This window comes from Mesorhizobium sp. SP-1A, from assembly GCF_032460275.1.
In the GTDB taxonomy this organism is placed as follows: domain Bacteria; phylum Pseudomonadota; class Alphaproteobacteria; order Rhizobiales; family Rhizobiaceae; genus Mesorhizobium.
Window position 1 is genome coordinate 876764 of the sequence record NZ_JAVXZD010000002.1, and the last position, 24136, is coordinate 900899.

At 50.4% G+C, this 24136-nt stretch carries 24 protein-coding genes; 9 read left to right on the forward strand and 15 right to left on the reverse strand.

What is annotated here, in order from left to right; translation table 11 throughout:
• Positions 1 to 234 precede the first annotated feature (234 nt).
• Together QU595_RS13235 and QU595_RS13240 are read left to right on the forward strand one after the other, a co-directional pair.
• Positions 235 to 846 carry a 3'-5' exonuclease gene (locus tag QU595_RS13235; protein WP_315922680.1) on the forward strand — a complete coding sequence of 204 codons (612 nt, stop codon included), beginning with the start codon at positions 235 to 237 and terminating at the stop codon, positions 844 to 846.
• A gap of 75 nt (positions 847 to 921) precedes the next feature.
• On the forward strand, positions 922 to 2349 hold the full coding sequence (locus QU595_RS13240; RefSeq protein ID WP_315922682.1) for a hypothetical protein: 1428 nt from the start codon (positions 922 to 924) through the stop codon (positions 2347 to 2349).
• A 469-nt stretch (positions 2350 to 2818) separates the two neighbouring features.
• Here QU595_RS13240 and QU595_RS13245 read toward each other — a convergent pair whose 3' ends face one another.
• Entirely contained in the window at positions 2819 to 3304 is a 486-nt protein-coding gene (locus tag QU595_RS13245) for a hypothetical protein (protein WP_315922684.1), read from the reverse strand.
• A gap of 77 nt (positions 3305 to 3381) precedes the next feature.
• Positions 3382 to 3858 (reverse strand): hypothetical protein, encoded by a 477-nt coding sequence (locus QU595_RS13250; protein WP_315922685.1) that lies wholly within the window; start codon positions 3856 to 3858, stop codon positions 3382 to 3384.
• A 637-nt stretch (positions 3859 to 4495) separates the two neighbouring features.
• Between QU595_RS13250 and QU595_RS13255 the strand changes: the two genes are divergently transcribed.
• Entirely contained in the window at positions 4496 to 4897 is a 402-nt protein-coding gene (locus QU595_RS13255) for a hypothetical protein (protein WP_315922687.1), read from the forward strand.
• A 207-nt stretch (positions 4898 to 5104) separates the two neighbouring features.
• Here QU595_RS13255 and QU595_RS13260 read toward each other — a convergent pair whose 3' ends face one another.
• Genes QU595_RS13260 through QU595_RS13300 form a run of 9 tightly spaced genes read right to left on the reverse strand, consistent with a single transcriptional unit; the run spans position 5105 to position 12655 of the window.
• The gene (locus QU595_RS13260; RefSeq protein WP_315922689.1) at positions 5105 to 6268 is read right to left on the reverse strand and encodes a type II secretion system F family protein; all 1164 of its coding nucleotides are present in this window, start codon (positions 6266 to 6268) and stop codon (positions 5105 to 5107) included.
• A complete protein-coding gene (locus tag QU595_RS13265; RefSeq protein WP_315922691.1) occupies positions 6268 to 6777 on the reverse strand; it encodes a hypothetical protein in 510 nt (169 codons plus the stop codon). Before QU595_RS13265 ends, QU595_RS13260 begins: the two co-directional genes overlap by 1 nt.
• Complete coding sequence (locus QU595_RS13270; protein ID WP_315922693.1) at positions 6774 to 8903, reverse strand: GspE/PulE family protein; 2130 nt, start codon at positions 8901 to 8903, stop codon at positions 6774 to 6776. The genes QU595_RS13265 and QU595_RS13270 overlap by 4 nt, the downstream gene beginning before the upstream one ends.
• 22 nt (positions 8904 to 8925) lie before the next feature.
• Positions 8926 to 9108, reverse strand: coding sequence for a hypothetical protein (locus QU595_RS13275; protein WP_315922694.1), 183 nt, complete (start codon positions 9106 to 9108; stop codon positions 8926 to 8928).
• Between the two features lie 13 nt (positions 9109 to 9121).
• Positions 9122 to 9337 carry a hypothetical protein gene (locus QU595_RS13280; protein WP_315922696.1) on the reverse strand — a complete coding sequence of 72 codons (216 nt, stop codon included), beginning with the start codon at positions 9335 to 9337 and terminating at the stop codon, positions 9122 to 9124.
• Positions 9337 to 9705: a hypothetical protein gene (locus tag QU595_RS13285; protein WP_315922698.1), complete on the reverse strand. Its 369-nt coding sequence runs from the start codon at positions 9703 to 9705 to the stop codon at positions 9337 to 9339. Before QU595_RS13285 ends, QU595_RS13280 begins: the two co-directional genes overlap by 1 nt.
• On the reverse strand, positions 9702 to 10664 hold the full coding sequence (locus QU595_RS13290) for a hypothetical protein (RefSeq protein WP_315922700.1): 963 nt from the start codon (positions 10662 to 10664) through the stop codon (positions 9702 to 9704). The genes QU595_RS13285 and QU595_RS13290 overlap by 4 nt, the downstream gene beginning before the upstream one ends.
• 1 nt (position 10665) lies before the next feature.
• Positions 10666 to 12246, reverse strand: coding sequence for a type II and III secretion system protein (locus QU595_RS13295; RefSeq protein WP_315922702.1), 1581 nt, complete (start codon positions 12244 to 12246; stop codon positions 10666 to 10668).
• Positions 12179 to 12655, reverse strand: a complete 477-nt coding sequence (locus QU595_RS13300) for a hypothetical protein (RefSeq protein WP_315922704.1) — start codon at positions 12653 to 12655, stop codon at positions 12179 to 12181. The genes QU595_RS13295 and QU595_RS13300 overlap by 68 nt, the downstream gene beginning before the upstream one ends.
• Positions 12656 to 12783: 128 nt before the next feature.
• Here QU595_RS13300 and QU595_RS13305 point away from each other — a divergent pair, with 128 nt between their 5' ends.
• The 3 genes from QU595_RS13305 (at position 12784) to dcm (ending at position 17568) form a co-directional block, all read left to right on the forward strand.
• Complete coding sequence (locus QU595_RS13305; protein WP_315922705.1) at positions 12784 to 14268, forward strand: hypothetical protein; 1485 nt, start codon at positions 12784 to 12786, stop codon at positions 14266 to 14268.
• 91 nt (positions 14269 to 14359) lie between these two features.
• The gene (locus QU595_RS13310; RefSeq protein WP_315922707.1) at positions 14360 to 15208 is read left to right on the forward strand and encodes a hypothetical protein; all 849 of its coding nucleotides are present in this window, start codon (positions 14360 to 14362) and stop codon (positions 15206 to 15208) included.
• Between the two features lie 62 nt (positions 15209 to 15270).
• The gene (gene dcm, locus QU595_RS13315) at positions 15271 to 17568 is read left to right on the forward strand and encodes a DNA (cytosine-5-)-methyltransferase (RefSeq protein ID WP_315922708.1); all 2298 of its coding nucleotides are present in this window, start codon (positions 15271 to 15273) and stop codon (positions 17566 to 17568) included.
• Positions 17569 to 17638: 70 nt separating this feature from the next.
• Here dcm and QU595_RS13320 read toward each other — a convergent pair whose 3' ends face one another.
• Together QU595_RS13320 and QU595_RS13325 are read right to left on the reverse strand one after the other, a co-directional pair.
• Entirely contained in the window at positions 17639 to 19135 is a 1497-nt protein-coding gene (locus QU595_RS13320) for a hypothetical protein (RefSeq protein ID WP_315922710.1), read from the reverse strand.
• A gap of 4 nt (positions 19136 to 19139) precedes the next feature.
• Positions 19140 to 20618, reverse strand: coding sequence for a hypothetical protein (locus tag QU595_RS13325; protein ID WP_315922712.1), 1479 nt, complete (start codon positions 20616 to 20618; stop codon positions 19140 to 19142).
• A gap of 265 nt (positions 20619 to 20883) precedes the next feature.
• On the opposite strand from QU595_RS13325, the gene QU595_RS13330 reads away from it, so the two are divergent.
• From QU595_RS13330 to scpB, 3 genes are all read left to right on the forward strand, one after another.
• Positions 20884 to 21411 (forward strand): porin family protein, encoded by a 528-nt coding sequence (locus QU595_RS13330; RefSeq protein ID WP_315922714.1) that lies wholly within the window; start codon positions 20884 to 20886, stop codon positions 21409 to 21411.
• Positions 21412 to 21484: 73 nt separating this feature from the next.
• Positions 21485 to 22234, forward strand: coding sequence for a ScpA family protein (locus QU595_RS13335; protein ID WP_315922716.1), 750 nt, complete (start codon positions 21485 to 21487; stop codon positions 22232 to 22234).
• On the forward strand, positions 22227 to 22808 hold the full coding sequence (gene scpB / locus QU595_RS13340; RefSeq protein WP_315922718.1) for an SMC-Scp complex subunit ScpB: 582 nt from the start codon (positions 22227 to 22229) through the stop codon (positions 22806 to 22808). Before QU595_RS13335 ends, scpB begins: the two co-directional genes overlap by 8 nt.
• Here scpB and QU595_RS13345 read toward each other — a convergent pair.
• Positions 22795 to 23370 (reverse strand): hypothetical protein, encoded by a 576-nt coding sequence (locus QU595_RS13345; RefSeq protein WP_315922720.1) that lies wholly within the window; start codon positions 23368 to 23370, stop codon positions 22795 to 22797. The genes scpB and QU595_RS13345 overlap by 14 nt on opposite strands.
• A 5-nt stretch (positions 23371 to 23375) precedes the next feature.
• Entirely contained in the window at positions 23376 to 24086 is a 711-nt protein-coding gene (locus QU595_RS13350; RefSeq protein ID WP_315922722.1) for a hypothetical protein, read from the reverse strand.
• Positions 24087 to 24136 lie beyond the last annotated feature (50 nt).

The window sequence follows — 24136 nt, forward strand, 5'->3', positions numbered from 1 at the left end:
TTTATATGGACCGGGAAGAGTGAGCGTTGCGTCCGTCGATTTCGACTGTTGGACTGCACTCATTTTTCAACTCCCTACGCGATTGTTTCCTATCAGATTACGCGCAAACGCTATTTCGAACTTTTTGAAGCCCTCGTCAATGGGGCGAAAATCTCATTACAACGATTTCGACCTTTGGAAATTCCAAGGCCTATGTGACCATGTGTGAAACACACAGATTTGTTTGGAGTTCGTATGCTTGGAAAATTCAAAGTCCGGAAGGATCGCGTTCTCGTTGTTGATTTCGAATTGACCTGCTGGGAAGGCCAAGCGCCTGAGGGCGAGATGGCGGAGATTATCGAAATTGGTCTCTCAGAGGTAGACGTCGAGAGACTAGAGATCAAGAAGACAGATTCGTATTTGGTGAAGCCGGAATATTCAACCATCTCCGAATACTGCACTAATTTGACGGGGATCACACCGCAACGCATGCGCAAGCAGGGAAGGCCGCTTGTTGATGTAGCCAATACCCTGAAAAAGAACTGGGGGTCCGCTTCAAAAGCATGGATGGCTTGGGGAAATGACCGCGAAGCCATAATGATCGACTGCATGAGGAAGCAGATCGAAAACCCCTTTTCCGAAGCGTACCACAACATTGGCCAGCAATTCAGCATGATGGTTGGTGCGACAACCTCAATCGGTCTCAACAAAGCTTTCGAGATGATGGGGATTGAACGAACAGGCACTGCTCACACAGCTGGAGGCGATGCGGAAGACACAGCCTGCCTGTGGGTGCATCTGACACAACGAATTCGCTCTGAATTGTTCCCGTCAGACAATTTTGAGATTCAAACTCCGTCGCATTAAAATCTAAAACGTTTTGCGCTTTGCTTAACAGCTTTTTCGGCCGTAAATTAGGTAGATGCCGTTTCGGAGAGTTTCATGATTGCGCTTTTGATCATCGTGATTGTTACCATAAGCCTTGCCGCAGGCATTGGTTACAGCATCTTTTCCCTTATTAAATCGGGAGAAGTTTCGCTTGGCATTCAAAAGACTCAAGCGCAAATGCTTCAAATGAGCCATATGATTGGCGGGAGCCTTCAAACTCATGATGGCAAGATCATGATTCCCGTTGAATTGACGAACGGCGCTGTCTCGAATGAAGTACCTTCATTCATCCCTTTCCGCCGCACCGCCTACGATAAAAAGATCACCTATTGCGCCGTGGCACCGACTGGAGCACAGGGCGCTTACGCCTTCGAAGCAGCTAATGGTAGAGACTATATAACCGAAGGAGCACCGCCCAGCCTGGCTCCAGAAATCCTGACGGCAATCCGAAACGCCAATGTGGTTGCCTATCTGCTTGCTCCTGCGCCGAATACCGAAACTGACCTCGTATGTACTGAAGTGTCCCTTGGCTCCAGTGGCACGTTCAATCTGACTGCAAACGGTGGGTTCGCGATGCCCATCTTCGGTACCGTAAAAGGCAACACTACGATTGATGTGAATTCGGCCGAGGAACTGACCGACGCGCTCAACAACATTGCCTACAATCGCCCATCCGACTCCACGATTAATCTGAAGACGGACGTCAACGTCACGACTAACGAAATCAATAATGTCACCAACCAGCTCGACGGTAGGCGCATTTCAATTGTCAATAAAAGCGGAAGCAGGAATCTGAACTTCACCGGAACCGCGACGCCGCTCGAAATCACAGGCGGCGTAAAGTTCGAGAACGTGAAATTGACTGGCAGCGTTCCAACCCTCGAAGTGAAGCCAAAAGGCATTCTCGACGTCATCAACTCAGAAGTTGGCCCCATCACAAACGACCTAGGCACGGTTCTGATCGGAGAAAACAGTTTCGTATATGGCACAGCGTCGGCGTCGCCTGTGAGCATCGCAGGCGGAACCGTGAAGATACACCAGACGGCGACAGTCGCTCCTTTGGCCTCGCCAGTCTTCAAGATCAACGGAGGCATGCTCTACGTGAGTGGCAGGCCGAACATAATGATCACAGCCTCATCCTCTATAACCGATTTCGCTCGGGACACGGTATCGGTTAGTGGCGGAGGCCGGATTGAAGGCAATCAGAACGAAATCTCTTTCGCAATCACTGGATCTGCAACCCCATCGGTTACGCTCAGTCCGCTTCCAGAAGTGTCGACGTCCTGCTCTGGTGCGGAATGCGTAGCTACCTGTAGCGCATATGGCCCCACAGCAAAGGTCGTGGCTGGCAGTTGCTCGGCCGCAGGTAGCGAGCCACTGATTGGCTCGAAACTTGACCGAGATGCGCAGTCCTATTCGTGTTCCTGGGCAATCAATCCGTCTGCAGGCTCCCATCGGGCGACCGCAATCTGCGCATACTGACAATATAAGGGGCTGTGATCGAACCGCCCCTTATACCTCCCCATTAATCGAGCACGCCGGATACACCGACCCTCCGCGTTGCAAACCAATTCCTGAAGCACTCTGGTTAAAGCCATTATTCGTGGAAACCCTAGCGGATTGATCGTGGTCGGATACTCGCTGTTCAGTTTGCGTCGTGTCCGAAGGAGAATTTTGCCCTCACCGTCGCCAGATTTTCAGACTATGCGCCTATTAGGAACGAGTGATACTCGACGGAGAAATAAGCTAAAAACCAAAGGAGCTAAAGCTCTCGGCCCCAGCTACTTTCTTTGGTGGGACTAAAACCTATCCGCCATCCCAGTTGGAGTGACTAGGATAACCTCTCAGTCGATCTGGATCTAAAAACAAAGATATAAAATCGGCCAAAAACAAAGGCGTAAAAAAAGGCAGGTCAATATGACCCGCCTTACAGGAGAACAGCGTGAAGGGATCAATTGATAAGCTGACAGACAGGCCAGGATTTATATTTGTTGGCCAACGTCTCTTCAGGGGTCCCCTCAGCGCCCGAACATGGTGGGCAGCCTTTGTAGGGTTCGCCCGTGATATCCGAAGCGTCGGTCTTAAAGCCCGCAACACGATTCATCGCGGAGCATTCCTCGATAGTCTGTGTCTTAATTGGCCGTGAAAGCGTCTGAGGATTCACCGTCCAATCGCCAGCGGGGATTTCCTTAAGATATTTATTATCAACCAGAAACTGAAGTAATTCATCATTTTCAAGATCTGATGGCGGGTACATTGCATGGTCATTGAAATATAGGCGCAACGCACCTTCAATTTGCGCGCCAGTATTCATATTTCCAGAATAATCCGCACGAATTTTCGCATCGGAATGGGCACCGCCCCCGTAATACAACGCTGCAATCACGAGAATAGCGAGGAGCAGAATACCGACAACTGCTGCTATAAGCTGAAACATGACAAACCCCTAACATTCACATAGGGCCGGAAGGAGAAATCCCTCCGACCCTAATCGAGAACTGGTAGCGCTCAGAATTAGAGAGACAGGGCAAAGCCAGTTGCCTGCGACGATGCAGTCGGAACAACGGCAGTTCCGTAATCCGTACCGTCAAAGCAGACGCCAACTCGCTGCTTTACAACTTCCTCACAAATGGAAACGGTATCAGCATTACCCAGGAACGGGATGTAGGCATAACCGTCAGTGGAAATCTGCCAGCCGCCTGCGGCCGCTGTATCGTTATTCGTCACCTTGGTGCCGCCTGGTATCTGAGAAAGATACTGAACCGAATTTGCGACCGAACCATCGAGATCAGTAATGGACTGCGCGCGAACCCCAGAATCCGTCTTGTACAGGGCGGCAGCGCCAGCAATCTGCTGAGCCTGGTTGATGAGCGTGGTGACGGTGGCCTTTTCCGAAGACTTCGTGAAAGCGTCGCCGCCGTAGAAGATCGAGGCGATAGCGAGTGCAGCGATAAGAGCGATGGAAATAACGGCTACGATAAGCTGAAACATGATTATTCCTTCCTGAATAGGCTAACAATTAAGCCTGATGATGTTTCTTGCCGGGGCGGTTTGTTTGTTTTTGGCACCCTGACAACTTAAGAATTCGCCCCAAATTAATTACCGTCAAGCACACGAAACGGGATTTATTTCGCGTCTAAGACATTGATTTTACGAAACTTAAATAGAGTCTGTATTGGTCAACAAATTTAGCATGCATTTTTTTCTAAACATTTCTGAAAAAGGGTTTCTGTCGGCCTTTTTTATCTGGAAAACACGCCGACAGAAACAAATGACCGACCTCGGGTTGCGGCACGCGCATTCCGACGTTTTATGATTGAACAGGAATACTCAGATAAATTTTAGTCCGCCCCCAGCACATGAGAAAGACAAACGTTCTTCCTCTGCAGGAGCCGAAGCTACAATTTGCCGATTCCACTATGCAGGCCGACAAACAACACTTGTACCAATCGATTGGAGCTATTCGATGGTTAGAAATGTAGGACTAACACGACCAGGCATACCCTCCGCTCATTCACATCACAGTCCTGAGGTTGAAAGCAGGATAGAAGAGCTAGCTAGCATAATTCGGCCGTTTCTCAGTGACGATTGTTTCGGATGGATATCTCCATCTGGAGAGATTCATCGTGTGACTAGTTACGGCCATCTAGATTTCTTTGAATCATACGATGGGGACGACAAACCAGAAGGCCTCAATGGATACTTTGAACTGGCAAAACAAGATTTGGACGAGAAGGCTAACAAATGGCTGGAAGATGCTGGTGATGCTCATCCCTGTTGGCATATCTTCTCATGTCATTACTCATACGAACCAGGTGACGAACTCCAAAACACGTTCCTAGCGAAAGCCTATGAAAAGGGATGGGGTCGCATTGGAACATTTGATGGCGACAAGATCGAACTAGAATGTTTTCAAGAATGTAAGCGTGACCTACAGCGCCATGCGCGAGAACTGGCAAAAATGGCGGGACGTTCTCTTTTGATCACAGTCATAGAGCCGCCAGAGATAAAGCAATCATACGCCCCATGAACGGAAAAGGAGCCTCGTTTGAAGGCTCCTTAGACAGGTTTAGACTCTCCCACGTCGGCTTTGACGCAACAGCTCTCATGAGGGCACCGTGGTCGAGTAATTTTAATATACCGAGATGTCAGCTTTTTCAAAAGGCAATTGTGTGTCGTAGCTGCTTTCGTCGGACTCAAATATGTGTCTCTACCGGAACCAAAGTTCCGGTTTTTTTTAAATACCCGCAGAAAACTGGAGCATCGGCAAAATAACCAACCCGAATAACAGCGCCCCCGCTGCCGTCATGAAGAGAGCGGCGACCATCTGAAGGGCAGGGGCAAACGATTTGATGCGAGACATATACATGTCTCGATACTGGCGAGCCAGCATGTCCAGCGTCCTCGCCGTGTCCTCACGGTCTGTCGAGGAAGATAGAGCGGCACGGTCAGTCGGATGCAATGTCTCCAATGCATTCGCCCAGGTTTTACCGGATCTGATGAACACAAGTGACCGTTCAATATCCGTTCTCAATGCCCCTCTTGGAGACCCCTCAGCGGTAAGGGCTAAGGATTCTTCCATGGGGATTCCGGACCCAACGAGCAACCCAAACTTATAGAGAACCACATACGCGTTTCGCGAGAGAACGAGATCTTTGTAGTAGGGAATTTTAAGGATCAGCTTATCTGCAAAATCTGGAGCCAGCGCACGCCCTGCAGTGCCAAGCCATAAGAAAAGTGCAAAAACCACCAACATGAAAACCTGAATTCCGCACAGAACTTTTCCAACAACTTCAATCCAGCCAACGTTGACCGCTTCTGATTGTTTGAACATTGGGTTCTCTGTTACTTGAGGACCAAAATAATAGACAGAGCTGATCATGAGGGCCGCTGAAACAATAAAAGTGCCGATTGCTGCGGCAATGTCCTTAGCTGCGCCTTTCTGAATGCCAGATATCAGATATTCGAACTCGGCCGCATCGCGCAGCGCCTTCCAAGTCTCACCTCCCTGAACACCTGCCTTCACGAGAGCGGCGGTTGCCACTGGAAAATTTTTGCGATCATGGTCGATGGCATCAGCCAGAGTATTACCAGCCTCAAGTTGCGCCATCAGACCTTGAGCACATTTCCGGATTCGACCTGTAAATGTAGTTGCCATCAAATCCAACGCTCTGGTGACAGGCATCTTCGAGCCAATCATCGAGGATAACCGCAACATGAACGTGTTTCGCTCACCTGCGCTCATTCCAGTCGAAAGGTCGAAATTCCAACGACGCTTTACTGAAAGGACTTGGGAACCTTGCTGCAGTGCCTTTTTTTCGGCCTCTTGGGAATCAAGAGCTTCAACCTTGATTGATTTAATCCCCGTGTCCGTCACAACGCGTGCAATAAATACCGCCATCAGTTTACCTTAAAGAGTAGTGCGATAGAGGGCCTAGCGGCGAGATATGGGTAATTAAACCCCACGCTTTCCGTCGTTTCCGATCCATGCGCCGCATCCTCACAATTCGTATCAACCTTGATCGTTTGCGACTTAGATATTGAACTAACAAATGTCCAAATACCACGATCTATTCCCATATTAATCTGGTTAGAGGGAACTCGATAGAGACATAAATGGTCTCCTTCTATTTTCCACTGATAAGGCTGCAAGTCACGTGAATATTTCGGAAACTGAGGAATCTTGCCGTTCGGCAAAAAGCCAACCAATTGATCTATATTTTCTGGCATTAGACCATTATTCACAGACTTATAATTGAGGACGCCACTTACAAGTGTCTCGTAGTTCGCCCTTACAACAGCAGCTGTCTCTGTTCTTACACCTATATCGTGGCTATAGTAACTCACTCCGCCAAATACGACGAGAGCTGAGAGTGCGATTGCCATCACAACTACTATCAACGCCATCATGATGAGTATATCTCCTGAATGTCTTTGTCACCGCGAAGATATGGCTCAACTGCCGCGCCAAACACACGAACCAATTCATATTCGTCCGTGACACCTGCACGCATTTTTTTTACGGCATCCTCAACCATAGTCGGCCATGTACGTTTTACGTTCTGCTCAGTCGCATTAATGATGTTGTCGACCTCAGTTGGGTCTTCAAAATACTCGCATTCAGAAACCACAGTGCGTCCAGTGTACCTGGTACCATGACATTTAAGGCACTTACCTCCTTCATGACCTTCACCTGTTCCATGGCACTCCGTGCAAACCGTACGGACCAGGGTTTGGACAAGAACCGAGCGGAGCAGGTAACGCAGCTCGCGAGGCGGGACACCAAGGTCTCGAAGGCGGCTGACGGCACCGACAATCGAACCAGTATGCAAGGTAGCGAGAACCAGGTGGCCCGTGTCGGCAGCCTTGATCATATTTCGAGCGGTCTCTTCGTCGCGCACTTCGCCAAGGACGATGACGTCAGGGTCAGATCGCATGAAAGCGCGGATAGCCTGAGCAAATGTAAGGCCCACGGCTGGGTTGACCGACACCTGCGTGACGTATGGGATGCGATACTCAACGGGGTCTTCAACGGTATAGATCGACTTCTCGAAACGATTGATTTCTTTGATCGACGAGTTGAGCGTCGTGGTCTTACCTGAACCAGTCGGGCCACAGATAAGGCATAGGCCATGCTGCTGGTTAAATCCCTTTCTCCACTTGGCGACATCGGTAATACCGAGCTTACCAAGACTTGGCTGGACGCGATCAGGGTCAAGAACGCGCAACACAACCTTTTCACCATCGGCAATTGGGTTAGTAGCCACACGAAAATCAATGCCCTTACCCGCATACTCGATATTAAAACCACCATCCTGAGCCTTGCGCTTTTCGGCTAAGTCCATCGAGGCCTTGTCCTTAACTTGGGCAAGCATGGTGTTATATTCATCGAGCGGACCTTCATGAACGATGCGCAGGACGCCCAAGATACGAAACATGATCGAATAGGACTTGCGGCGCGGCATGATGTGAATATCTGACGCAGCTTCCCCGAGTGCTCGATAGAGAATTCTATTGAGCATGTTTTCTTTTGTGCTCGAAGTGTCGACGACATTGGTCGTCTTCTGCATTTGAGAAATAAAGCCAGCGAGACGCGACGGGTCGTAGGAAACAAATTTTACGTCAATTAAACCGTAATATTCACGGATAATTTCAAGCACACGCGCTTCGTCAGTCGCCGTGGACACATAAAGAGTGTCCTCCGTCTCAGCCGAAATAATGATCTGCATGTCCTCAAGGACTTCGACCGGAATTTTCGAACGGGTGACGTTTTCCTGTGCAATGCGCTCAGACGAAGTCGCTAGAATTGCCTTTACCCGATCAGAATCCGAAAGAAGGCCGTTGCTGACCAGGATTTGACCAATTCGATCACCAGTGACCGCCTGCTCCCGAGAGGCCGCGTCCAGATGCGTGCTCGTCACCAGCCCTTTTTCGACGAGATACTGACCAAAACGATGCTGCCCCATCTCCGAGCCATCGGGACGGAAAAGCTTCTTTGAAACTGGGACTGGATCTACCGGAAACCCTGCTTCCTCTTTCTCATCAATGATCGGTAATGCAGGTTCGTGTGAAGCGTCTTCCTCTGAAGAAGAAGAAAAAGAGAGGTCGGCCTTCGGCTCCCGCTCTTCATCCAAGCTCTCTCCCTGATCATTGTCGACCAAAATTGCATCGAAATCAGCAGAAGAAGTTCCCGCAAGAATAGGGGCGGGGGCAGGCAGCGCCAGCATGCTCCCCTGACTCGCGTAATCACCCTCACGCTGGTCTAGATCACCATGGATTATTATTTCGCCAGCAAGAGCATCGCGAGGCTCATCAAACGCGGGTCCGTCCCAGATTTCACGAAGTCGGTCGTCGGCCGCTTTTCTAAACTGGCTCAGATCAATGGGGTCGAGGGTGAGAATTTCGCCATCGACTGCTTCGGTATCTTCTGAGGCGTCGAGTTCAAGCAGGTCAGTGCTATCGATCACAACCGCCTTGTTGCGGCGAAAGACCGATCCAACCTTTTTTAAGAACTTCGACGCCAGGTCCGATTTCATAAATAAACTCAATCTGTCAGAATTACTTCTTTGCCCGCTTTACGAAAGCCGACATACGCGAGGCTGGGCGGTACCAAGCTGCCCAGAGGCCAGCGACACCAATTGCGCCAATAATCCATGAATGCGAATAAATGCCGTATCCAAGGACGCCAAGCGCAAGCACCCAGTCCAGAATACGAACGTTCTTCGAATTTAGATCGACCATGATTATTTTCCTTTCATCGTTTCTGAACGAAACTCTTGAGCCAGCGCTGATAACGACTGACGGGACGATACCAAGCCATTGCACAGCCAAAAATGCCGACAATGGAAATAAGCGTATTTTCCGCCCAAATTCCATATAGCAAGGTTGCAACAGCCGATATCCAATCAAAGGCCTTTAGATATGGATTGTCAAAATCAAAATTCCAAATCCATGCGAAAAAAGAGTGCATTACTTTCCCTTCACGAATCTAAGCCTGAGCGCGATCTCGCCATCCGTTGCTCCTGGGCATTTATCTCCCAAGCAGACATCAGCCAGCGTCTTGTTTGGGCACATCAAAGCAGCCACTGTCGCGTCAGTTAAAGCCTTGCGAGGCTCAATAATCTTACCGATTGTAACGGTCACATCGCCATTAACTGGCGTTACCTTTGCATTCGGAAGTGTATTTAGTAGCTTGAGGCACTGTCTTTCTGTGGCCGCGATCTGCCGTTCTGCACGAAGTTGTACGTCCGTTGCGTCCCTAATAATTAAGGTTCCACCGCCAAAAAATGCAAACGAAGAGAAAATTAGGCCGACACCTATAGCGGTTCGAAATTTCACTTTTTCTCTCCTTCCGTTTCAGCGGCAGGAGTAATCTGATCAGCTCCACCATTTTGCCCTACATCGTTTGCGTTCTGAGCAGCATTCTTCTTAGCAATCTCTTCCTTGAGGGCTTCGATGCTACCTGCAACCGGAGGAACTTTTGTCTGATCATTAGCCGCTCCTTCAGGCTGCGGACCAGCTGGTGGCGGAACTGGGTCGGCATCAAGGTTCGAAAAACGATCTGGCTCAGCCACAGGCATCGGCTCGATATTTTCTTTCACTTTATCGAGCAGGCTTTGCGTTTTGTCCTTCAATTCCTGCAAACCTGGAACATCATGGGCACGCATCACTGCGTTCCAATCATTGTCCTTAAATTCCAGCTTGGACACGATCTCAGTCACCTTGGTGTTGGCTACCCGATTCCATTGTGCATGCGGCATCTCCGCAAAGTTTGCGGCTGGAACCGAAGGTCCTGGGTTTGCGACGAGAGCATAAAATGTCAGCGCAGAAATGAAATATAGCGCACCCGCACCACTCATTGCCATGCCCACGGCCATCGTTGCTGTGCCCTTGCGCTGCGCAGGGTACATCTTCGACTTCGGAAGAAGGGGAGGAACACCAGAGGCAAAGACTTCTTGGCTCTCGCGTTGAGATAGCAAAATGCCAATCGGCTTGCCGTCGCGCATCATTACCCGGAATGCACGGTCGCCTGTCGGGAACCAATACTGCTTTGAAGGGTCTTCGGTCAGCGCCTCTATGACGGACTCAATATACCCCTTGCCTTGACCACCTTCCTGAGCTTCCCAGAAATAGCCGCCAAGGAATGGAGCAACTGCATACCAGCTGGCACCAGACGCGGTAAAGCGCTTGGCAATGTAGCCCTTGGCAATATCAGCCGCGTCCTTCTTGGTTCCAACGCCCTCGTTCCAGCCAACAACGGCATTGAGCGGCACCCAGTTGTCTCGATTAGCTGCCATGTCACCGCTCCGCTTCGTATACTGTCAAAGTTGGACGGAGGATGATGAAGAGAGCGTTGCGCGTGACATTCCGACTACGAGCACCAGCGGTCTTATCCGAGCGACCTGTATCCTGCAGGCGCTTGCGCAAGAAGGCAGGCTCATTGCCCTTGCTTTCATCGCTGTCATACTGGAGACCACCGATAACCACCGTGCGGCCAGCCTGAACACGAACGATGTCGTTCATATTCTGTTTCTGGACCAGAGGCTGCGTTAACGTGCCGATCTGATTGCCAGCCTTCAGCTCTACGAACTCAAGGATCGCGTCGAGCTTGACATCGACATCGACCGTGACGACTTCTGCATCAGAGTCGTAGTGCGGCTTCATCTCGATAGTGAGGCCAGTCTCAACCTTTTCAGTTTCGGTCGAGCCGATGGAATTGTCGCCATTGTTTGTATTGGAAACGCCCTTCACATACGGGACTTCCTGACCCGACTGGAGTTTCACGACAGAGCCAGAGAGCGTCTTTAATGAGACGTTCTGGGTAATGTTGGTCGTTCCAAAATTCGAAAGGAAGTTCACGGCACCAGCGACCGTTACCGCCCCATATGTGCCGAACACCTGACCAAGATTGGTCTTCGACAACGTAAGGCCAGCGTTTGTCAGGTCGATTGCATGACCTACGAGGTCGCCAGGCGTGCCGCGTGACTCGCCACTGCCACTGCCATTGTCGTTACCGTTGTCGTTGCCGCTTGAACCATTACTGGTATCTTCTTTACTACGCGTCAGATCATCGATGCCCTTAGGAGTGCTATTGAGGGCGATCTGAAACTTGTTCCAGTCAAAACCAGTATCGGACTTATCGTTCAATGCGAGGCTAACGACCGCAACCTGAAGGTTGACGACAGCTAGATTGCGAGCCATCCGATCAAGGAATGGACCGATGACTTGGTCCTGCGTCGTCGGAGACGCCGTGTAAATGATCTTACCGCCGCGCAGTGAAACGACGATATTGTCCGCACCAAGGTTCTTGATCTCATCTTTAACGGAATCAAGAATATCCTTATTCTGCGGCAGCGTGATCGCATATCGTTCCTGATTTGAAATGTAGATCAGGCCATTTTCATACCAGGTCACGATCCCAAGCCCCGTTCGAAGGGCTGACATCATTTCCCCAATCGTGCCTTGGAATGCGAGAAAAGGAAGTTTGCGCTTCAGAATATCCTCACCCTGAGACGGATTGCTCCACTGGAACGCCACCTGGACATTCACAGCGCTCAATGTCTGTACGAGCGAAGAAAGCGTCGCTTCATTATCGGCAGGGAACTTCACATCGATAGGCATCGAGGCGATATGCGACGGCAGCGGAGCACCTACCGAGACAGCCTTCATCGACGACTTCGGCACCTTGATCCGCTCAATGGCGAGAGGAGTGTCGTCAACGAACTGTTGAGCGATTTTCCCTTGCTCTGCCTTTGTCGAGGGAAGCGTGTTTGGCTTTGGCAGCGAAGACGTGCAGCCAGCCAGAACAGCGCTAATTAGAGCAATGCTTGATGCCGTCGCCGCTTTCCGCCACTTGGAAGAGTGTGTTGTTGCTGTCACGATAAAGCGCCTTTCCATTTACGCAAGAAATGAACTTGGAATTTTCTGGGATATTGCTGGCCACCGGCGAATTTTCAGAACCACCGTTTTCGCCACCGGCGGAAGGCGCAGGGACCTGCTTAGCAACATCTGCTGACACTTCCTTGATCGCCGCATCAATACGTCTGCGCATTTTGATTTCCAGAGACGCCTGCGCAGCAGAGACGTCCTGCATGATTAGAGATTTCAGCTCAGGTTGCAGTTCCCACACAATATTGCGCATGCGTTCGTCCTGACGAGCCTGTTCTTCGGCCTCGGTCGGAGGCGCGACGAAGGGATTGCTGCGATCCTGTGCGTTCGCATTGTTAATCCCGACCATCAATGTGACCGCAGAGATAATTCCCAGCAATTTTCTAGTTAGCATCGGCATCCTGCTCGTTTTCATATCCATAGATGAGGACATATTTATCGATCAGTGGTCAAGCACTCTGTGTGGTTTTCTTCTGATCGTGCTAGCGGTTTAATTAAAGGAAAATATTTAGTCAAGGGAATCGGCGGATGAAGCAGCCGAATAATATAAGATTCGCGGTCGATCAAATTTCGATAATAGCCAATAAATGTCAGGCGTCCATAAGCACGCGAATCCAAAATCTCAGCGAGAAAATCAAGAATACCAACGAAATCAATCTCCAGCTGAAAAATACGATCACAGAAAGCGCAAAAGGCCCTTCTTGGGCGCGCATACCCTTGGCCAAAAATATGTGGGAAATAGGTTCCGGGAAAATATGGAACCGCCGCCTGCCGCTTCTTAAAAAGCAATACCTACAAAATGCAAAAGAAATGAAGCACCTGAAAAATGTGTTGTCGACCGAAAAGAAGGCGCTCCAGCGCATCCAAGAGATGCTCAAGCGGTTGCAAGATTTGGCAGCGAACAAGGCGTCCTATGATGAGATGCCACAGGAACTCAGCCAGCAGATGCACGCAATCGTTTCAGACTTGAAGCGCTTTCCGATTGTCACGGAGCACGGTATCGGCCACGCGATCACGGCTATACAAGGGCTTGCGGATGAAGCAAGGCGACAGCGCCCCATCGTCATGCCTCCCGTGATCAGGAAAGATAAGGCGACTGATCAGCATCTCCTGCCTTATAAGCCGTCGTATCACGAACCCATCTACCTTCCGATACCGAAGAACCTCGGATTTCATGCCAAGGCGATTGGTGCCCAGTACGATCCTAATATCGCCAAAGCAGGGCGCTATTTCGTCCCCGCAAACACCGATCTGAAGCCGTTTGATCGATATCTGCCCCTCGCCTTCAGGCAGGAGCCACCCAAACTTCGCTTCTACCCACAGGAGCCGGACACCGTAAAAAAGGTGAACCTCAGGACGATCTTTGATGATGTCACGTGGGACTATATTCGCACCACCAACTACGCAAAGACCGACAATCGTTGCGTCATCTGCGGCAAACGAAGTGGAGAGTTCCTGGATCGAATGGCTCCAGAGAAGACCCATAATCGAGCTGATAAGGTCGAATGCCATGAGGTCTGGGAGTGGTACCGTCCCAAAAAAGATATCTCGATTGGAGTGCAACAATTAAAAGGCCTCTATATCGTATGTTTTAAGTGCCACATGTCGTTTCACGACGGAATTGCGCGCAGCATGTTGCGAGCCGAAGAAGACGAGCTGCAATTTGCACGAGATCTACACGCACATCGTTCTCACATCACCAGAGTGGATCAAGCTACGCTCTACAACGAAATGGTCGATCTGAATAAAAGAACAAAGACGATGAACAAGATCGATTACTGGATCGTGGATTTAAGCCATCTTACCAACCAGGACTATATGCGACACATCGCACCAATTTTTCTGGAACATAATCGTGCAGGGATTGGCGTAGAGCAGATAGCTGGCTTTGAATTCGCGACTGACACGGGCGAAAAATTGCCAGCGCGGGGCGTTAAAGAAATATTCTACGAAATGGCACCGCGATACCCCGCGATTTCTGTCGAAAGTTTACTAGCAAAACATCGAATGTAAAGGCGAATATTTCCTTCGGAGCATACGTTTTCGATTGACCCACACCGCGCCCACACCGACCATAAATATGTAATTAGTGCGGAGAATTATTGTGAATAAATTATCCCAGCTCATCGAGAATGCCGAGACCTCCATCCACGAGCTGGCTGAACAGCTAGACGTCGACGTGCTTGAGGTCGCCATGGCCAAACGATGTATTGGATTCACGCATTTCGATACTGTCTGCGCCCTCGCCGATGCGCTCGAATGTGACATTGAGGATATCTACCCTACGCTTGCGGGCCACGTAGAAGCCTTCGACGAGGAAGGCATCTCGCTGGAAGAAATGCGCGCTCGCATGATATCGGAAGATCACTTGCAGGTTCTCGTCGACGCAGGCATCGATCCTGATCCTGAGCGCTGGTTCGTCATACTGAAACTTAAGTCTGGCAACGAGCGGCGCTATCGTATCGCATCAGGCGATCTCCAGGTGCTCACCGAAGAGATAGAAACGGCGGAGAACTCCGAAGGCTTCTTCGTCTTCACTGCCGACTGTCGCACGATTGTGCTGCGGAAGTCCGCGATGAAGCAGATTCAAATCCGCAATGAGGCAAGCTATGCGCGCTTCTCCTCAAACGAGGATGCAAACCACTTGACCATCGTTTCTACGACGTCGCCACGCCCCGAGGCAATCGAGGTCGAACCAGACCTTCCAGGGGCAGGACCCGAGTCATGTCCGATCACGATGTTGATCCAGAAAGCCATGAACAACGAGCCTATCGGTCCATACTTCAAGATGGAGGACGAAGGCGATGACCGTTACATCAACCTCGATGAAATGGAACTTCTGGAAATTCCGTTGGGACTGGTGATGCCGCACCTCTATGAATATGAGGTCGAAGAGGCGTTTTCCGATGGAAATATTCCTTTGGAGGACATGATTCCAGCAGGCAACGCATAATTCCTTTAATTATTCATTATTTCCCTGTTGCCAGAAATTGAAATAAGGGGAAGCATTTATGTATGAGTACAGAAAACGCTTCCCCATTTTATGCAGAAACATTTCTGCTTCGCGCTGCCACTGGGCAGAATACGGCCGCTATCGCCAAGAAATTAGGCGTTAAATCCGCCCAATTGAAGAAGTGGGAGAACGGCGCTGAGCCGACCCCAGTCGAAATTACGACAAAACTTAAGGCTCTTCAGCCCGAGCCTCGACATCAAAGTCAGAATAAATTCCGTTTTATCGATCTGTTCGCTGGCATTGGCGGCCTTCGAAAGGCTTTCGAAAATGCAGGTGGAGAATGCGTTTTTACGAGCGAATGGAACCAAAACGCGCTTGAAACCTACATGGCGAATTACGGCGTTGGGCATCCCGTCGCTGGTGACATCACTAAGGTCGAAGCTTCGGAAATTCCTGATCACGACATTCTCGTTGGAGGGTTTCCCTGCTTCCCTGCTGGCACTCTAATCGAGACCGAGACTCGCTTCCGTCCTATCGAAGACATCAGAGCTGGCGACATGGTCGCCACTCATCAGCATCGGCTGCGCAAGGTTCTAACTGCCATGCGCCGCGATGATGCAGAACTTTATGACGTCAAAATAACAGGCATCCCATCGTTCAAAACGACTGATGAACATCCTTTCTACGTGCGCAAGAAGCAGCGTTCATGGAACAATGCTCGTCGTGGTTATGATTACACATTTGGCGAGCCTGAATGGATCGCCGCACAAGATCTAACTGGTGATCACTACGCCGCACTGCCTGTAGACACGGAATTTCTTAGCCAAGGCGATGAGCCTTTCAGCGGCAACGCTTTCTGGTACCTTGTAGGTCGATGGCTAGGCGATGGATGGATCGCCGATTATCCAAGAACAGAAGAAGGGCGAGAAAATTCTCGTATTCGTAAAGTGCTAATTTGCACTGGCACAGAGGACGCCGACAATCTAGAAACTGCTATTAAGGCGGCGGGGTTCTCTTGCACGAGAGTTACAGAGCGAACCGTCGTTAAATTCCACATTTGTTCGAAGGATTTTGTCGAATTTCTGGCTCAGTTTGGTCGCTGTGCTGACGGCAAGCAACTTCCACGACGAATTTTCTCGCTGCCCCTATCCGCACAGAAGGAGATTTGGAATGGCTGGATGGACGCTGATGGCTACAAGCACAAGGACTCTGAAAAATATTCGGCGACATCCATCAACAGAGCGCTTTCACTTCAAATGGCGAGATTGGCTCGCAATGTTTACGGTCGAGTCGCGACGGTTAAGCGATCCAACGTCCCTCCCACGAAGGTGATCGAAGGACGCAATGTAAATCAGCGCGCTCAGTACCACACGACGCTTGCCCCAACCAATCACGGCCTCACATTTATCGAGGGGAATTATGCTTGGGTAAAGGTGAAGTCCGTCAAAAAGACAGGTGAAACTGCTACCGTCTACAATATCGAGGTCGAAGAAGATAATTCCTACGTTGCAGAGGGCGTTATTGTCCATAATTGCCAGCCGTTTTCACTGGCCGGAGTTTCGAAGAAAAACTCAACTGGCACACCCCATGGCTTCGAGGACAAAACACAAGGCACCCTGTTCTTCGACGTCGCGCGCATCATCAAGGAAAAGCGTCCGAAGGCATTCTTGCTTGAGAACGTTCGAAACCTCGCTGCTCACGACAAGGGTCGCACTTTCGAGGTGATAAAGAACGTCCTTCAGGAAGAACTCGGCTATACAATCGCATGGAAGATCATGGAAGGCACGCCATGGGTTCCGCAGCGTCGTCCTCGCATCGCGATTGTCGGCTTCCGCGACGGTTTCCAGTTCGATTTCGACACCGTCAACACCAGAACCAATCGCCAGCCCGTGCTTGGAGACATTCTACATGCGCCAGGCGAAGCTCCTGAAGGCGATGATCGATTTGCAACCGATGGCGTGGTCCATGACAAATACACGCTGACTGACGGTCTATGGGCATACCTGCAGGCTCATGCCGCTCTCCACAAGGAGAAGGGCAACGGCTTCGGCTACGGCATGCATGGCCCTAATGACATCGCCCGCACACTGACAGCTCGATACTACAAGGATGGCGCTGAGATCCTGATCCATCAGGAGGGCAAGAACCCGAGACGCCTCACACCGCGTGAGTGCGCACGTCTCATGGGCTTTGAGTACCCAGGTGAGGCCGAGATGATCATCCCGGTTTCGGATACGCAGGCGTACAAGCAATTCGGCAACTCGGTCATCATTCCAATGTTTGCCGAGATCGCAAAGGCCATGGTTCCAACCGTGCTCGAACAGATCGCCGAGGAGCAGGAAAACGAAAAGGCCGCTTAGGGCGGCCTGATAACCTGTTCGTCTGATAGTTTAACAGCCTGCCGAGTTGTCAGCTTGGCAGGCTATTTGCTTACAGGCTGAACTGCGCGTTGAGACTCTGCTCCTCAGCCAGTTGCAGACCCTTACTGACGTGCTGAAGCGCAAGCGTGCCATGCTCATCGGAAAGCTTGGTGCCGTGGCGGGTGACGTAAGAAGCAACCCTCGGCTCATTGTCGTTTGTCTCAACGAGCACTATCGCCTTGGAGCCTTCGGTGCCGCCCTTGATCGGACTGACAACTACAATGTTGCCTCGTCCTTCCAAGGCAGCTGTCAGGTACTCTGAGAGATCGGTGTCATACTCCAGCGCGAGGTCGCGCAACGTATGACAGTCGACAACCTCCCAAGCTCGCTCGCTATCGCTGTAAGTAGGCAGAACATTCAGGCTCGTATCGAACCATTCAAGAGCGCCAGGGGTTCTGCTATCCCATAAACGCAGCGCCTCCTTGACCTCTGCAACGGACTTAACGAAGTTAGCTGGACAGGCATAATTTACGTCGTGCTTGAATGTCGAGAATTCCGAATTCCCTCTGTCGTTAACCAATGAATCCAAATTAGCGGCTTCCACGCGCCTCATGGCATCAATCATTTCAGCTGTCGGCTGATGATGTTTCGCTACCGCCATACTCATATCATACCAAGCTGTTGCCAGATACTTATCAAGGGCGCGGACGTTTTTCGAAACATGATGGACGAAACTCTTAGCCGTATTATAAAGCATCTCCATATCACCACGGAACTCGATTTCCCATGGGGATATCCGGTCAATAACTACCCGGTTGACAAACTCAATCCCGGCAGCATCTGCAATCCGCTTGCCCTCAACGAGCGCGCGATCCAATTCATCCAAGCCGAACCGCATGCCAGAAGCGTCCTCGTTCCTTTGCAGATAATACCTGGTTTTCGAGAGCTGGTTTTTACGGGATTCAGACAAGCAGAGCTGCAACTTGCCTTCGAACGTGTATGTCAGCAAAAGCGCAGGCTCGACAGTTTTTTCATAGACAAAACCATCGATAATCGCCAGTTCATCGGCATATTTCTGCAGTGCCTGCGTCGTGTCATCCAGGAGTGAGTTTACCTTTCTCACGCCGTTTATTTTATTGGCAGCTTCATAGTCCTGGAAGTTCGAGTAAGCCAATGTCTCTTTTTGGTACCGCTTGTCTCCGAACAAACCAGCTGATCGACCACCATAAGTTCCGCCTGAAAACACATTATTTTCGTCATTCTTGGCACTTTTCAGCTGCTCCATAAGCATATCAACAGTGGCGATCTGAACGTAAAGCTCACCTTCAATTGAGCGCACTTCGACAGATTTTCCGTCGATCATTTGGTATCGTGCACGATACTGAAACGAACTGTCAGGGTCTATTTCCGGCTTCATCTCACCAAGAACATGAACGATAGGTGCTTCATCCGCAGGAACCTCACGAATGTCAACGGCGACCACCGTCGAGAACACAGCCGTTTCATCATTTCTCTTTTTCGGAAGGAGATATTTCGTTTCATAATGAGTTGGGACTTCAAAGCGCATTTAATTAGCTCCCGAGGCTGATGGTTTCGAATGCCAGCATCTCTTCTTCCTTGAGCCTGGCCTCATTGGTGACGCGAACGAATTCAGCGAAATGGCCTTCCATTTCCACACGCAGGCTTTCATCAATCGGAGAAATGATCTCGATGAAGTCATTCTCATCAAGAGTAGCGACCGCATGATTACCTGTTGCGTAGGCGTGAATAGATGCAATTATCCGCTTGCCACTTTCGACTGCTCTGGTCGCTGCATCGAGATCCATTCCTGAGAGCTTGCAGCAATCAACTACATGCCCTTTTGAACCGAGTTCCATCACATTTCTCTGTCCGATGCTAATTGAAGAGATAGGTCCTGACAGGATCGGCCACGTTTCATGATCGTCTCTTTTATCCCAGCGATTGAGAGTTTTTTCAGCGGCAGATTTGATGCCATCTAGGTCATCACGAAGAACTCCTTGTCGAGCGGAGTGAAGATTGTCCTCACTCTTCACTCGGTACATGTACATGCGATCATCACCTTCACGTATTGCAGCAATGCGAATGTCTTCGACTAAGTCGGCGCTTAGCTCGATCTCACAAAATTCCTTTACTGCCGCAATTAACCTGTCAGTCACTCGATTTCCTGCGTCTTCATAAGCGTCGCGGAAATCGAACCATTTCTGAAGGTACGGCAAAGGCAAGCTTGCGGCGTCTTTGTCCAAGCAATTTCTGAGAGAAGCCGCCAAAAGCATCGTGTCTCGGTTGTCGCCATCGTATGTAAAAACTGTGGGATCGAAGACCTCTATGTGCGGCATTTCTCTACGATTTCCCCCTTGAGAATGCTTGTGTGCGAGGTTGATATTGCACGTAGTATCGCCTCTGTCCGAAAGTAGGCCGTAGATTGAGTGCTCTTCATAATCAAATTGAGAGAAAGAATTTTGGCCACGACATGTGACCGAAGGCTTGTCGGTGTATTTAGAAATCGTGAACACAGGTTCGGGGATTTCTTCATAAACAACACCATCGACGATCAAAAGCTGTTCGGCCAGTTTCGTGAGGCTTTTTGCCATTCGAGCACCCTTGTCGTCACTTATGGTTCGATGAGGTGCGCCAAATGGCTGGGCCGCCAGAATTTGCTCGCCCGTCGTGTACTTGATCTCACGTTCAAAAGCCCTCGACACCCTAGGATGGGCTTTATCAAAGAGAGTCCCCTCGAAACCTTTCTCAAGACACGTACTGAATTCTTCGACCGAGTATTTTTCTACAAAATATCGCCCATCTACGAATCGAATTTCACGAGGCTCTTCGCCCTTTTTAAATGAGAATTTTTTGGCTTCATCCTGAATAGAGTTTGTCTTCTGGCCGATCTTGGCGACCAATGGTGCTTCGCTCGGAGACAGCTCTCGAATTTCAACTTCGACATTCGAACGGCCATGAGCCACATCAGGGTTCTGATGCCTGTAACGGACAAATGAGATCGTATAGTCGAAATTGATATCCAAACGCATGTTTCATCTCCAGAGGAAGCTCGCGTCAGATGATATATGCTCGTGATGAAAGGAAGAAATCACACAACGAGCAGTCTGTAAAAGGCCATTTATGACCTGTTATTTGGGTTTATCAGGCCTAAGAGGACATAAAAGTCACTTTAATACACTACCGGACACAACGTGCCGAATTAAGTTGACACCATTTATATAGTCCTGAACCATTAATCATCGCCAGGCAGCGAAAGGTGCATGCAGGGCATGATGTGAGAAAGGTACTAATTAAATGAAGAAACTCATTATTGCAGCTGGCGCACTCGTTCTAGCAAGCGCTCCTGCCTTTGCTGATGGCGCATTCGACGGCTTCTACGCAGGCGTCGATGGTCTCTACAGCAACACCAAGATCGACGGCGAGAAGGATGGCTCGTTCTCGGGTCGCGTGAACGCTGGCTACGGCAAGACCTACAGCAAGATTTACCTCGGCGGCGAAGGCAATCTGGATTTCAGCGGCTTCGACATGTCAGTCGGTGGCGAGAAGATCAAGAAGGACCTCGGTTATGGCGCGACGGGTCGCCTCGGTTATGAGTTCTCGCCAAGGTATCTCGGCTATGGTCTCGTCGGTTACGAGCGCGCTGACATTGAGGTTGGTGGCAGCAAGGAAACTTTCAATGGCATTCGTTTCGGCGCGGGCGTGGAAACCAAGGTCCAGGACAACATCTCTGTCCGCACCGAAGTCAGCCAGTCACGCCTGAAGAACGACGACGTCACGATCAAGGACCTGAAGTCCACGGTCGGTCTGGCAATCCGCTTCTAAGGCTCCTCTGCCTGGAACGAAATCAGGGGGAGGGCGCAAGCTCTTCCCCTTCTGTTTGAAAGGGATAGGTGGGTTGGAGTTTCTGGAAGACAAGATTGTCGATGAGGACGATCAGCGTTTCATTGTCAGATTTTCAGCATGGGAAGGCCCGATTGAGGCAATGCTGGAACTCGCACGCTCCCAGAAGATCGATCTCCTGCAAATTGATATCCTGGAACTCGTTTCACAGTTTGAAGCCGTCGTCGGCAAGGCCATGGCCCTTAGAATGGAACTCGCGGCCGACTGGCTCGTGATGGCATCATGGATGACTTACCTGAAGTCGCGCATCCTGCTCAAACAACCCAAGTCTGACGGCAAGGAAGAACTCTCTGAAGACGCCTTGGCATTTCATTTGAAGCGCCTCGATGCCGTCAAAACCGCAGCCGATAAAATCCAGAAGCAAATCATGCTGAACAAGGATTGGTTTGGCCCAGGTGGTGCAGGCGGGGCAGGGGTTCAGAGCAACCGTCTCGTTGTCTCCTTCCACGAATTCCTTGCCGCGTATCCAACACCGAAAGAAAAGGACTTCGTCGCCGAGCCTCGCATCCTGAAGCCCTTTGACCTCGCTTCAGTCGATGAGGCTATAACGCGTCTCAAGGTCGAGATGCCCAGCGAATGGACCAACCTGGTCGACCTTATCCCGAAGGCATCCGGTCTACGCCTTCGATCCAACATTGCCACCAGTCTGATCGGAACGCTCGAACTCGCGCGCAGCGGGATCGCAGAGATCAAGCAATCGGACTTGATGGAGCCAATCTACGTGAAGAGGATCGGCAATGAGTGAGCACATTCAGGATCACCATTTGGTCGAGACCATCCTTGCTTCGTCTAAGAATCCGGTCTCTCTGGATGACCTACGCACGCGGCTACCGATAGGCGTCAATGTCGAAGCCTCGCTACGGAGGCTGATGGACGAGTATGAGGGGCGTTCGCTACAGGTCATCGAAGTCGCAGGCGGATGGACATTGAGAACCAAGCCTGAGCTTTCTGACCTCTGTCGCAGGTTTTTGCGCAAGCCGATAAAGCTCACCAATGCGGCACTCGAAACGCTGGTCACCATCGCCTATTTTCAACCCGTCACCCGCCCAGAAATTGAGCGCATTCGCGGTGTCACAGTGGCGAAAGCAATCCTTGATCTGCTTCTATGGTCCGAATGGATCAGGCCGGGGCCGCGACGTCAAACGCCAGGCAATCCACTGACGTTCGTCGCGACCAACAAGTTCCTGCAGCAATTCGACTTCAAGAGCTTCGACGAACTACCCGACATAAACGACCTGCGCGCTGCGGGCATTCTCAATGCAGAGAAGGATCTCGGCGTGACTCTGCCAGACGCAGACTCTGAGTTTAGCGAAATGTGAAGTCGTTGCGCTGTTCGGATGCGGCCTGAGCAGCGCGCGCCCATTCTTCTACCTTGGGCTTCAGCTCCTTAATCGGAATGCCATGTCCTTTCGCCCAAACTACGATCAGGCGATTGATCAATCGGTCCTTATCTTTCGCCTGAAATCCGTGCCCATGCTCGACAACGACATCGAACTTGCTGTCGATCCCATCCAGATGCTCGATCCGGAACTGCCCCACTTCCTGCAGAGCGTCCACCATGAGCTGCGCTTCACCGCGAGTGCAATCTACGGGCTGTTTGGAAACAATCTTCATCTTCTCGATCAAACAGGCATTCTTCGCGACCCAAATAGCATTGAGCGCCTCACTGACCGCCAAAGCTCCTGCCTCGATCTTGTCTACGATAGCCGCTTCTTTGGGTAATTCTTTCCGCGCCTTCTCTGGTGTAAGCGTCACCGCCAGATCAAAATACCGATCATAGGCAAGGAGGTTGTCGTGGACTAACTTCGCCTGCGCATTCTGCAAATCATTTCGCTTGTTGACGGCGTCAGTGTACGGTTGTGCTATTTCAAGATCGGACATGGAAGCTACTTCCCAAATGTGTTGTAGATATTATAGGCACGAGTGGCCTGAGCCGCCTTGCTTGGAGTAGACTTATCCTCCTTCGGCCCCCAGCTTCCCTTCTCATAAGAATTGTCGCCATATCCGTACTCGCGATTGGCATCATCGCGATATTCATCACTGCCCCATACGCGACCACCAGAACCTCGGGTCCATTTAACGCCATCCAAAGCCTTGAAGAGAATTTTTCCTAGTGCCGTATCCCGTGCATCATCGCAGGCGTGATTATTCTCGGGGACATCCCAGTAAACCTTTTTGGTAGCATTGTCGAACGTGAGGGAGCAGTTGATATTCGAAAACTCAGTGACATTATTACCAAGCTTCGGAAACATTTTCTGGGTAGGTCGAACAAGACGACGTTTCTTCGTCTTTTGGCAATATTCGCTCAGTGCCCACACGACAGTCAGTTCGTCTTGCCTGGATAGGTTTCTATTGGGCTTTACCGCCCAAGGATTCTCTGGCAGGCGCAGCTTTTCGATTTCCTCAAAGCCAGCATAATTGATGTCGAAATTCTTCTGGCCTTTGGCGAGCACGACCAGACGATCATACAGCTGCTTGGCAATCTCCAACTGGCGGGTATGAAGTTCATTCATCTCGTCGCGAATTTTCGCTTTAAAGCCAGCCCATTCCGCTGATGGTATTGTAAACTCGCCTTTTTCCCATTCATTTCTCGCCATTTCAAAGCTCCTTCTATTTCTCTCAGATTATTGAATAGCTTCGAAATTCA

What these genes read in the sequence shown, in the direction of transcription:
- scpB (WP_315922718.1), top strand. Translation starts at nt 22,227, where the DNA reads ATGAGTGAGCACATTCAGGATCACCATTTGGTCGAGACCATCCTTGCT.
- QU595_RS13305 (WP_315922705.1), top strand. Translation starts at nt 12,784, where the DNA reads ATGAAGCAGCCGAATAATATAAGATTCGCGGTCGATCAAATTTCGATA.
- QU595_RS13300 (WP_315922704.1), bottom strand. Translation starts at nt 12,655, where the DNA reads ATGCCGATGCTAACTAGAAAATTGCTGGGAATTATCTCTGCGGTCACA.
- QU595_RS13280 (WP_315922696.1), bottom strand. Translation starts at nt 9,337, where the DNA reads ATGCACTCTTTTTTCGCATGGATTTGGAATTTTGATTTTGACAATCCA.
- QU595_RS13270 (WP_315922693.1), bottom strand. Translation starts at nt 8,903, where the DNA reads ATGAAATCGGACCTGGCGTCGAAGTTCTTAAAAAAGGTTGGATCGGTC.
- QU595_RS13235 (WP_315922680.1), top strand. Translation starts at nt 235, where the DNA reads ATGCTTGGAAAATTCAAAGTCCGGAAGGATCGCGTTCTCGTTGTTGAT.
- QU595_RS13250 (WP_315922685.1), bottom strand. Translation starts at nt 3,858, where the DNA reads ATGTTTCAGCTTATCGTAGCCGTTATTTCCATCGCTCTTATCGCTGCA.
- QU595_RS13345 (WP_315922720.1), bottom strand. Translation starts at nt 23,370, where the DNA reads ATGTCCGATCTTGAAATAGCACAACCGTACACTGACGCCGTCAACAAG.
- QU595_RS13325 (WP_315922712.1), bottom strand. Translation starts at nt 20,618, where the DNA reads ATGCGTTTGGATATCAATTTCGACTATACGATCTCATTTGTCCGTTAC.
- QU595_RS13240 (WP_315922682.1), top strand. Translation starts at nt 922, where the DNA reads ATGATTGCGCTTTTGATCATCGTGATTGTTACCATAAGCCTTGCCGCA.
- QU595_RS13275 (WP_315922694.1), bottom strand. Translation starts at nt 9,108, where the DNA reads ATGGTCGATCTAAATTCGAAGAACGTTCGTATTCTGGACTGGGTGCTT.
- QU595_RS13350 (WP_315922722.1), bottom strand. Translation starts at nt 24,086, where the DNA reads ATGGCGAGAAATGAATGGGAAAAAGGCGAGTTTACAATACCATCAGCG.
- QU595_RS13260 (WP_315922689.1), bottom strand. Translation starts at nt 6,268, where the DNA reads ATGGCGGTATTTATTGCACGCGTTGTGACGGACACGGGGATTAAATCA.
- QU595_RS13265 (WP_315922691.1), bottom strand. Translation starts at nt 6,777, where the DNA reads ATGATGGCGTTGATAGTAGTTGTGATGGCAATCGCACTCTCAGCTCTC.
- QU595_RS13245 (WP_315922684.1), bottom strand. Translation starts at nt 3,304, where the DNA reads ATGTTTCAGCTTATAGCAGCAGTTGTCGGTATTCTGCTCCTCGCTATT.
- QU595_RS13330 (WP_315922714.1), top strand. Translation starts at nt 20,884, where the DNA reads ATGAAGAAACTCATTATTGCAGCTGGCGCACTCGTTCTAGCAAGCGCT.
- QU595_RS13290 (WP_315922700.1), bottom strand. Translation starts at nt 10,664, where the DNA reads ATGGCAGCTAATCGAGACAACTGGGTGCCGCTCAATGCCGTTGTTGGC.
- dcm (WP_315922708.1), top strand. Translation starts at nt 15,271, where the DNA reads ATGAGTACAGAAAACGCTTCCCCATTTTATGCAGAAACATTTCTGCTT.
- QU595_RS13320 (WP_315922710.1), bottom strand. Translation starts at nt 19,135, where the DNA reads ATGCGCTTTGAAGTCCCAACTCATTATGAAACGAAATATCTCCTTCCG.